Source organism: Streptomyces ossamyceticus (assembly GCF_001418475.1).
Taxonomy (GTDB): domain Bacteria; phylum Actinomycetota; class Actinomycetes; order Streptomycetales; family Streptomycetaceae; genus Streptomyces; species Streptomyces ossamyceticus.
This window is the reverse complement of record NZ_LIQX01000474.1, coordinates 1-8,174: the sequence shown is the minus strand read 5'-3', so window position 1 is coordinate 8,174 and position 8,174 is coordinate 1. Positions and strand designations below refer to the sequence as shown.

4 protein-coding genes are annotated in these 8,174 nt (G+C 73.9%); 2 read left to right on the top strand and 2 right to left on the bottom strand.

The features are described from left to right. The coding region (locus AOK15_RS29905; protein ID WP_240508659.1) for a condensation domain-containing protein at window positions 1-2,546 on the top strand (2,546 nt) is incomplete at its 5' end. A 182-nt stretch (window positions 2,547-2,728) separates the two neighbouring features. Here AOK15_RS29905 and AOK15_RS48375 read toward each other — a convergent pair. After that, the gene (locus AOK15_RS48375; RefSeq protein ID WP_157870412.1) at window positions 2,729-4,708 is read right to left on the bottom strand and encodes a hypothetical protein; all 1,980 of its coding nucleotides are present in this window, start codon (window positions 4,706-4,708) and stop codon (window positions 2,729-2,731) included. 381 nt (window positions 4,709-5,089) lie between these two features. Here AOK15_RS48375 and AOK15_RS29895 point away from each other — a divergent pair, with 381 nt between their 5' ends. Next, window positions 5,090-7,474, top strand: a complete 2,385-nt coding sequence (locus tag AOK15_RS29895) for a non-reducing end alpha-L-arabinofuranosidase family hydrolase (RefSeq protein ID WP_055521457.1) — start codon at window positions 5,090-5,092, stop codon at window positions 7,472-7,474. A 117-nt stretch (window positions 7,475-7,591) separates the two neighbouring features. On the opposite strand, the gene AOK15_RS29890 is transcribed toward AOK15_RS29895, so the two are convergent. After that, window positions 7,592-8,174, bottom strand: a 583-nt coding sequence (locus AOK15_RS29890) for a zinc-binding dehydrogenase (RefSeq protein ID WP_157870411.1), incomplete at its 5' end; no start/stop codon positions are given.

Below are 8,174 nucleotides of genomic sequence, written 5' to 3'. Positions count from 1 at the left end.
CGGTCACTCCCTACCCCCTCACCCCCTCCCAGCGGGGCTTCCTCCTGGCCGACGCGCTCGCCTCCGGGGACTCCGCCTGGCTGGCGCGTTTCCGGATACGCGGGCCCCTGCGTCCGGAGCTGTTCCAGCGCGCGGTGGACGTCCTCGTGGCCCGGCACCCGATGCTCCGCACGGTGTTCCCGGCCGGTGCGCGCCCGCCCGTGCAGCAGGAACTGCCGGACACGCTGCGGCTGCCGGTGGAGACGGAGGCGCTGAGCGAGCCGGGGCTGCTGGAGCGGCGGATCGCCGAGGAGGCGCGGCGGCGGTTCGAGCCGTGGGCGTGGCCGCTGCTGCGGCTGCGTCTGTTCACGGGTGCCGACGACGAACACGTCCTCGTCGTCCACGCCCACCACCTCATCGGCGACGGTTACAGCGCCGCCCTGTTCACCCGTGAACTCCTCACCGTCCACGACCGTTTCGCGGCCGGTCTGTCCGACGGTCTGGAACCGTTGCGCTCGACGTTCCGCGACCACGTCGAACTGCGCGCCACCCACCGCCGGACCCCGACCCCGGCCACGGCGACGGCGACGGCGACGGCGACGGCGACGGCGACGGCGGACCACCTCGCCCGGCACCACGCCCCGTACACACCCCCCGTGCTCCGCGCCTCCCGGCCGCCAGCCGAGGACACGGAGGCGTCCCCCGGCTTCCACACCGCCGGTCTCACCCTCGACGCCGACCGCGCCGGGGCGTTGCGCCGGCTCGCCCGTACCACCGGGACGACGCCGTACGCGCCGTTCCTCACCGCGTACCACCGCGCTCTCGTCGGCCTCACCGGCCACCGGGACCTGGTGCTCGGCCTCGCGGTCACCGGACGCGACGACAGCGTGGCCGACGCGCACCGGGTGTTCGGCCCGTTCGCGGAGGCCGTGGCCGTGCGCCCGCCGGTCCACGGGGAGGCGCCCGGCCCCTTCGTGGACGACCTGCGCCGTGTCGCCGCCGAGGCGGTCGCGGCCCGTACCGCCGGACCGCTGGACCTGCGGACGGACGACGGCCTGCCCCGTACCGCCCAGTTCTTCTTCACGTTCCTGGACTTCGGCTCCCTCGACGCCCCGGCCGGCACCGCCCTGACCGTCCTCCCCGACGACACCGACACGGCGCTCGCCCCGCCCCCCGTGGGCACGGACGTCTTCCTCGCCGTCCGCCCCTCGGACGACGGGGTACGCGTCACCGTCCGCGCGTCGGCGAGCGCCCTCACCGAGGAGGAACTGGCCGCGTTCGCGGGCGTCTTGCGCCGCGAGTTGGAGGACAGCGCGCCCCTGGACGCCGCGCTCATCGGCTATCTGCCCGCGCCCCGCGACCTGGCCGCGTACGCGGGACTGCCCCCGCACGCCGTGCCGGGCCGCGAACCACTCCGGGCACTCCTCTTCCCCGACGGCCGCCCACGGCTGCTGGAGACGACGACCACGCCCCTCGGCACCTCCGGCTTCCTCGCCCTGCCGGTGTTCGCCGACGAACTGACGGCCCTCGCCACCCCGGACGACCAACGTTCGCTCGCCGCCCGCACCGCACGGGCCGTGGAGCACGCCCTCGCCCTCGGCGCGCGTTCCGTCTCCCTGGCCGGGGTGATCCCCGCCCTGACCGGCTACGGCTACGACGTCCTCCGGGAAGCGGCCCCCACGGCAGCCCCGAGCGCAGCCACCCCAAGCGCCGAAGCACCCGGCGCAGGGGCCCTCACGACCGCCGCTCCGCTCCCCGGCGCGCTCACCACCGGCCATGCCACGACCACCGTCGCCGTCGTGAAGACCGTGCACGCGGCGCTCGCCGCGACCGGCCGGGACCTCGCCGGTCTGACCCTCGCGGTCGTCGGCTGCGGTTCCATCGGCACGTCGTCGCTCCGGCTGCTGCTGGCCCGCAGCCCCCGTCCGCCGGCCCGGCTGATCCTCTGCGACCTGCCGGGCAGCGCCCCACGGTTGCGCCGTCTCGCCGCCGAACTGTCGGCGGACCGCCCCCACACGGCCGTACGGGTCATGGAGTCCACCGGCGCCCCCGCGGGACTGCCGGCCGAGCTGTACGAGGACGCCGACGTCGTCGTCACCGCGGTGAGCGGCCCCACGGCACTCCTGAACGTCGACCGGCTCCGTCCCGGCACGATCGTCGTGGACGACTCCTTCCCGCACTGTTTCGACACCGCGCGGGCCCTCGACCGGATGCGCCGAGAACGGGACGTACTGCTCGTCGGAGGCGGACTGCTCGCCCTGGGGACCACCGAGACCCGGCTGTCCGCGGACCTCCCGCCCCTCGCGCGCACCGGCCCGGCCCGGGGCACCCAGTTCCAGCCGCATCTGCCCGGCACCCTCGCGTCGTGCCGTCTGGAGTCGCTGCTCCACGCCCACCACGACGGCACGGAACTCCCCCCGATCCACGGCCTGGTGGACCTCCCCCACGCCCTGGCCCACTGGGACGCCGCCGAGGCGGCCGGGGTCACCGCCGCGCCCCTGCATCTCCTCGACCACGTGATCCCGGAGACCACCCTCAAGGCCCTGCCCCGGCCCCTGCGGTCCTGATACGGGTTCGGCGGCCCTGGCCCCGGTCGGCCGCCCCGATCCAGGGCGGTCGGCCTGATCCAGGGCGGTCGGCCCCACAGGGCGACGCCCGGCCAGGGGGCTCCCCGGCCGGGCGTCCGTCCGTCGGCGTCCGTCCGTCGGCGTCCGTCCGTCGGCGTCCGTCCGTCGGTGTCCGCGCGGGGTCAGCGCACGACGACCCCGGCGGTCGTGGCCGACCCGTTGGTCCAGCCGTACCGCTTGGCCGTCACCTTCACGGTGATCTTGTGGCCCTTGTCGGTCTTGGCGGGGACGTACGTCGAACTCGTGGCGCCCGTGACGGTCGTACCGTCACGCTTCCAGGAGTACGTGTAGGAGGTGGCGGCCGGTGACCAGGTGCCGTGGGCGGCGGTGAGCTTGTAGCCGACCTTGGCGGTGCCGGTGACCGCAGGTGCCGTGACGGCCTTCAGCGCGGGGCCGACGGCGACGGTGACGGCCGCGGACGTGGAGGTGACGGACCCGGCGGCGTTGCTGACCTTGGCGCGGCAGGACACCTGGTGCTTGTAGTCGGCGGAGGTCAGGGTGCGGGACTTGCCGGTGGCGCCGGTGATGGTCGTGCCGTCCCGGAGCCAGGACCAGGCGACGGTCGTGTCGTAGCCGGTCCAGGCGGCGCCGCAGGTGACCTTGGAGCCGGTGCGGGCGGTGCCGCTGACGGCGGCCCCGGAGGTGACCTTCGGCTTGGTCAGCAGGGTCTGGGACTGGGCGGACAGCTGGGAGGTGAAGTCGCCGGGGGAGATGTCCACCGCCTTGCGGAACACGACGGTGGCCCGGCCGTCGGGGCCGGCGGTGACCTCACCGGAGAGGGCGTTCGCGTCGGGGACGGCGGGCACGGGCGCGCTGTTGAGGGCGCTCGCCGCGCTCCAGCTGCCGCCGGCCGGACGGACGGCCCACTCCAGGTAGTTGTCGTCGCCGTTCTCGATGCTCGGCGTCTGCGGCCAGACGACCTGGACGGTGCCGTCGGCCCCTATGGACGCGGACACGTCCCACTTCACATAGCCGGTGGACAGCGTCTTCGGCGCCGACCATGTGCCGGTGCTCGCGGTCCGGGTGACGGTCCGTACGACAGGGGTTCCGGCCGTGGAACTCCAGCCGGCCCACACATAGGTGAGGTCACCGTCGGGTGCGGTGAGCGGCTCGCTCTCGTCGCTGGGGTCGATGGCGGCGACCGCGGTCTGCGGAGCGCCCCATCCACCGGACACGGAGGTCCGCGTGACGGACTTGAGGGCGGTGGCGCCACCGGCGGCGGCCCGCCACAGGACGGTGGTGGCGCCCTTGGCGTCCATCGTCACGCGCACGGTGCCGGCCGAGCCGGCGGTGCCGGGCAGCGGGGCGGCGACGCTCCAGGCGCCGCCCGCCGAGGCGCGGGTGGCGGTGTGGACGGTGTGGGCGTCCTCGCCCTCCTCGGGGACCTGGTCGTGGACGTCCCAGACGGCGGTGGCCGCGCCGCCCGGGGCGACGGCGAGCGCGAGGTCGTAGACGGACCCGGTGGTGATGTGGGCCAGCGGCTTCGCGGTGGACCAGGTGGCAGCGCCGGGGGCGCGGGTGGCGGTCATGACGTCGTAGTCGGCGAAGTCGCCCTGGTCCCACACGGCGGTGAGGGTGCCGTCGGCCGCGGCGGCGAGCCGGGGCAGCCCGAGGTACACGCCGGTGGTCGTCGCGATCGGCGCGGGTGCGGACCAACCGCCCTGGGCGGGGTTCCAGGTGGCGGCCAGCGCGGTCGGGTCGCCGCCCGCGCCGCCCCCGTCCAGCCAGGTCACCACGGCCTGCCCGGTGGGTGTCACGGTCAGCTCGACGAGGGAGCCCTTGGACCGGCCGGTGGCCAGCGTGTGCGGGGCGCCCCAGGTGCTGCCGCCGGCGGCCTTCACGGCGACCTCGAAGTCCCAGGTGCCGGCGCCGGCGGCGCGGTTCCGCCACAGCGCGAACGCCGTGCCGTCACCGGCGGTCCGGACGGCGATCAGCGTCTGCTGCCCATCGGCCCCGGTCAGCGCGGCGGCACTGCTCCAGGGCCCGGCCACCCCGGTGTACCCGGCGGCGCTCGCCGTGCCCCCGGCCCCCAGCGTCACCGCGACGACCGCCGCGACGACCGCCGTACCGACGGCCCCCGGCCTCCACACTCTCACCGCCACGACGGCTCCTGTTCTGCGGGCACGCTCGTGTGCCCGGTACGCGTACGCGAACTCGGCGTGGGGGGAACCTGGACCCGGGCGCGGATGCGGGGGCGCGAACCGATGGGGGTGCGCTGCCCTGCCGCAGGTCACGGCAGGGATGACGCTACATGTCGTCCCGTCACCCGAATCCCCGGGGTGATCCTCGAAGCGGTCAAGGTTCCGTATGCCGCCGCCCGGCACGCGACCCCGGCTCGACGAAGCACTTCCGCCGTCACGGCAACCTTTGTGGCCGCGGCGTCGACTGGCGGATATCCGGGGCCGAGGCCCCCACCGCGCCAGAAAGACGATCCGTTGCCAGAACAGCATCGTTCCCATCGCCGCCGCCCGGCGACCCGCCACGTGCTCGCCGCCGCCCTGGTCCTCGCCACCGCGGGTGCCGCCGTCCCGCTGGTCGCCCAGGCCGCCCGCACACCGGAGCCCTCCAAGCCGACCGTGCTCGCCGACGGGGCGGCCGCGCACGGCCGCTACTTCGGTACGGCGGTGGCCGCGGGCAGGCTCGGCGACTCGACGTACTCCGCCCTCCTCGACCGGGAATTCGACATGGTCACCCCGGAGAACGAGATGAAGTGGGACGCCGTCGAGCGCTCCCGCGGGTCGTTCGACTTCGGCCCCGCCGACCGGATCGTCAGCCACGCCACCGCGCACGGTCAGCGCCTGCGCGGCCACACCCTGGTGTGGCATTCCCAACTGCCCGGCTGGGTCGGCGCCATCCGCGACGCCGCCACCCTGCGCGAGGTGATGAACAAGCACATCACCACCACGATGGGCCACTACAAGGGCAGGATCTACGCCTGGGACGTCGTCAACGAGGCCTTCGCCGACGGCGGCAGCGGCCGGCACCGAAGCTCCGTGTTCCAGGACGTGCTGGGCGACGGCTTCATCGAGGAGGCCTTCCGCACCGCACGGAAGGCCGACCCCGCGGCCAAGCTCTGCTACAACGACTACAACATCGAGAACTGGTCCGACGCCAAGACCCAGGGCGTCTACCGCATGGTCAAGGACTTCAAGTCCCGCGGTGTCCCCATCGACTGCGTCGGCTTCCAGAGCCACTTCGGCACCGGCGGCCCGCCGACGAACTTCCGGACCACCCTCTCCGAGTTCGCCGCGCTCGGCGTGGACGTCCAGATCACCGAACTGGACATCGCCCAGGCGTCCGCCACCGCGTACACCGACGCCGTCAAGGCGTGCCTGGCCGTCGACCGCTGCAAGGGCGTCACGGTGTGGGGCATCCGCGACAGCGACTCCTGGCGTACCGGTGAGAACGCGCTGCTGTTCGACAGCGGGGGCAGGAAGAAGCCCGCGTACAGCGCGGTGCTCAAGGACCTGGGCGGCGGCAGTGGCGGGGCCGCACCGAGCGGGGGCATCACCTCCGGCGCCGTCTACACGCTCTCCGACGTCGCCGCCGGACGCGTCCTCGACAAGCCCGCGGGCAAGAACGGCAACCGGACCCCGCTGCGGATCTGGGACGCCCGCGGCACCTCCCACCAGCAGTGGCGAGCCGACCGGAACGCGGACGGCTCGTACACCCTGACCAACGTCGCCAGCGGCCGGGTCCTGGACGAGCCGGGCGACCGGACCGCCAACGGGACGAGGACGCAGCTCTGGGACGCCAACGGCGGTGCCAACCAGCACTGGCGGGCACGCCGGAACAGCGACGGCTCCTACACGCTGACCAACGTCGCCAGCGGCCGTGTGCTGGAGACCCCCCGCGGCCGGACCGCCAACGGGACCCCCGTGCGGATCTGGGACTCCAACGGGGGCGCCCACCAGCGCTGGAAGTTCAGCCCGGCCTCGACCAAGGGCGGCACCTGCGCTCTTCCCTCGACGTACCGGTGGACGTCGTCGGCTCCGCTGGCGCAGCCGTCGAACGGCTGGGTCGGACTGAAGGACTTCACCGCCGTGACGTACCAGGGCAAGCACCTGGTCTACGGAACGACCGCTTCGGCATCGGGATGGGGCTCGATGGCGTTCGCCCCCTTCACCAACTGGTCCGACATGGGCTCGGCCGCCCAGAAGGGCATGAGCCAGGGCGCGGTGGCGCCCAAGCTGTTCTACTTCGCGCCCAGGAAGACCTGGGTACTGGTCTCCAACGGGTGGGGCACCGCTTGGACCTTCACCTACCGCACGTCCAGCGACCCCACCGACCCGAGCGGCTGGTCCGCACCGAAGCCGCTGTTCACCGGCAGCCTCCCCGCCGGCTCCGAGGGCGGCCCGATCGACCCGACCGTGATCGCCGACGACAAGAACATGTACCTGTTCTTCGCCGACGACAACGGCGGCATCTACCGGTCGACGATCCCCCTCGGGAACTTCCCCGGCAGCTTCGGCTCGTCGTACACGAAGATCATGAGCGACACGAAGGCCCGGCTGTTCGAGGCGCCGGAGGTCTACAAGGTCAAGGGCCGGAACCAGTACCTGATGATCGTCGAGGCCATGGGGGCGGGCGGACGCTACTTCCGCTCCTTCACCTCCTCCGGCCTGAACGGCACGTGGACCCCGCAGGCCGACAGCGAGAGCGCCCCCTTCGCGGGCAAGGCCAACAGCGGTGCCACCTGGACCAACGACATCAGCCACGGTGACCTGGTGCGCGACAACCCCGACCAGACCATGACCGTCGACCCCTGCGACCTGCGGTTCCTCTACCAGGGCAGGAACCCGGCATCGGACGGCACCGACTACCCGAAGCTGCCGTACCGGCCAGGTGTCCTCACCCTGCGGCGCTGACCCGCCCGGCCCACGGTGATCGCCCGACCGTGACCCGCCACCCCGAGAACCCCAGCCGCGCCTCGGCTGGGGTTTCTCCCGTCTCCGGGGCCGCCCCCGCGCGATCGGTGCCGGCCGTCAGCGGCTCGCGTCGGCGGTCGGGGTCAGGCTGATCCATGTCTTCCCCGCGCGTTCGGTCGCGCCCGAGAAGGCCTCCTGGGCCTGCTCCAGGGGGAAACGGGAGCCGATGACGAGGCCGGGGCGGGCCTCGGGGAGTTCCGTGAGGGCGGTGGTGAAATCGCCGGGGTGGTCGTAGATCATCGAGCCGCGCAGGACGAGTTGACGGCGGACCACGTCGTCGACGGTGAGCGGGAGCCGTTCCGCGGCGAGACCGATGAGGACGACGGTGGCGCCGGGCGCGCACCGTTCCACGGCGGGGCGCAGGGCGGGCGCGTGCCCGGACGTCTCGAAGACCAGGGTGAAGCCGGTACGGCCGTCGTCGCGCACCGCGCCCAGCCCCTCGGCGCGCGCCACGCGGAGGGGATGGGGTTCGGTGACGACGGGGCGGATGCCGAGGCGGGACAGGATGCGGCACACCAGCAGTCCCTGCGCACCGGCGCCGACGACCAGACAGCGGTCGTCTGCGGTGACCCCGCTGCGGCGGACGGCGGCCCTCGCCACCGCGTAGGGCTCCGCGGCGGCCAGGTCGGCGCCGGTCAGG